Origin of the sequence: Streptomyces sp. NPDC001851, assembly GCF_040297165.1 — a bacterium.
In the GTDB taxonomy this organism is placed as follows: Bacteria; Actinomycetota; Actinomycetes; order Streptomycetales; family Streptomycetaceae; genus Streptomyces.
Map to the genome: position 1 here is coordinate 1 of NZ_JBEOYR010000066.1, position 2,386 is coordinate 2,386.

1 rRNA gene is annotated in these 2,386 nt (G+C 56.5%); it reads left to right on the forward strand.

What is annotated here, in order from left to right:
* Positions 1 to 2,364, forward strand: a 23S ribosomal RNA gene (locus tag ABT171_RS41470); the annotation flags it as partial.
* Positions 2,365 to 2,386 lie beyond the last annotated feature (22 nt).

A 2,386-nucleotide genomic window follows, 5' to 3' on the forward strand; every position in this document is an offset into this window, starting at 1 on the left:
AGTAGCACGCTCAAGACCCGAAGCGGAGTGATCTAGCCATGGGCAGGTTGAAGCGGAGGTAAGACTTCGTGGAGGACCGAACCCACCAGGGTTGAAAACCTGGGGGATGACCTGTGGTTAGGGGTGAAAGGCCAATCAAACTCCGTGATAGCTGGTTCTCCCCGAAATGCATTTAGGTGCAGCGTCGTGTGTTTCTTGCCGGAGGTAGAGCACTGGATAGGCGATGGGCCCTACCGGGTTACTGACCTTAGCCAAACTCCGAATGCCGGTAAGTGAGAGCGCGGCAGTGAGACTGTGGGGGATAAGCTCCATGGTCGAGAGGGAAACAGCCCAGAGCATCGACTAAGGCCCCTAAGCGTACGCTAAGTGGGAAAGGATGTGGAGTCGCACAGACAACCAGGAGGTTGGCTTAGAAGCAGCCACCCTTGAAAGAGTGCGTAATAGCTCACTGGTCTAGTGATTCCGCGCCGACAATGTAGCGGGGCTCAAGCGTACCGCCGAAGTCGTGTCATTGCAGCATATAGCCCCAACGGGTGCTGTGATGGGTAGGGGAGCGTCGTCTGCCGGGTGAAGCAGCACCGGAAGGTAGTTGTGGACGGTTGACGAGTGAGAATGCAGGCATGAGTAGCGATACAAACGTGAGAAACGTTTGCGCCGATTGACTAAGGGTTCCTGGGTCAAGCTGATCTGCCCAGGGTAAGTCGGGACCTAAGGCGAGGCCGACAGGCGTAGTCGATGGATAACCGGTTGATATTCCGGTACCCGCTGTGAAGCGTCAAACATCGAACCAGGCGATGCTAAGTCCGTGAAGCCGTTCCGGACCCTTCGGGGAAAGGAAAGTGGTGGAGCCGACGAACCAGACTTGCAGTAGGTGAGTGATGGGGTGACGCAGGAAGGTAGTCCATCCCGGGCGGTGGTTGTCCCGGGGTAAGGGTGTAGGACGTCAGGTAGGTAAATCCGCCTGGCAATAGTCTGAGACCTGATGCCGAGCCGATTGTGGTGAAGTGGATGATCCTATGCTGTCGAGAAAAGCCTCTAGCGAGTTTCATGGCGGCCCGTACCCTAAACCGACTCAGGTGGTCAGGTAGAGAATACCGAGGCGTTCGGGTGAACTATGGTTAAGGAACTCGGCAAAATGCCCCCGTAACTTCGGGAGAAGGGGGGCCACACCTGGTGAGGGAACTTGCTTCCTGAGCTGGGGGTGGCCGCAGAGACCAGCGAGAAGCGACTGTTTACTAAAAACACAGGTCCGTGCGAAGCCGTAAGGCGATGTATACGGACTGACGCCTGCCCGGTGCTGGAACGTTAAGGGGACCGGTTAGCTCTGATTCGTCAGGGCGAAGCTGAGAACTTAAGCGCCAGTAAACGGCGGTGGTAACTATAACCATCCTAAGGTAGCGAAATTCCTTGTCGGGTAAGTTCCGACCTGCACGAATGGCGTAACGACTTCTCGACTGTCTCAACCATAGGCCCGGTGAAATTGCACTACGAGTAAAGATGCTCGTTTCGCGCAGCAGGACGGAAAGACCCCGGGACCTTTACTACAGTTTGATATTGGTGTTCGGTTCGGCTTGTGTAGGATAGCTGGGAGACTGTGAAGCATGCACGCCAGTGTGTGTGGAGTCGTCGTTGAAATACCAGTCTGGTCGTGCTGGATGTCTAACCTGGGTCCGTGATCCGGATCAGGGACAGTGTCTGATGGGTAGTTTAACTGGGGCGGTTGCCTCCTAAAGGGTAACGGAGGCGCCCAAAGGTTCCCTCAGCCTGGTTGGCAATCAGGTGTTGAGTGTAAGTGCACAAGGGAGCTTGACTGTGAGACCGACGGGTCGAGCAGGGACGAAAGTCGGGACTAGTGATCCGGCGGTGGCTTGTGGAAGCGCCGTCGCTCAACGGATAAAAGGTACCCCGGGGATAACAGGCTGATCTTCCCCAAGAGTCCATATCGACGGGATGGTTTGGCACCTCGATGTCGGCTCGTCGCATCCTGGGGCTGGAGTCGGTCCCAAGGGTTGGGCTGTTCGCCCATTAAAGCGGTACGCGAGCTGGGTTTAGAACGTCGTGAGACAGTTCGGTCCCTATCCGCTGTGCGCGTAGGAGTCTTGAGAAGGGCTGTCCCTAGTACGAGAGGACCGGGACGGACGAACCTCTGGTGTGCCAGTTGTTCTGCCAAGGGCATGGCTGGTTGGCTACGTTCGGGAGGGATAACCGCTGAAAGCATCTAAGCGGGAAGCCTGCTTCGAGATGAGGACTCCCACCCACTTGATGGGGTAAGGCTCCCAGTAGACGACTGGGTTGATAGGCCGGATCTGGAAGCCAGGTAACTGGTGGAGGTGACCGGTACTAATAGGCCGAGGGCTTGTCCTCAGTTGCTCGCGTCCACTGTGTT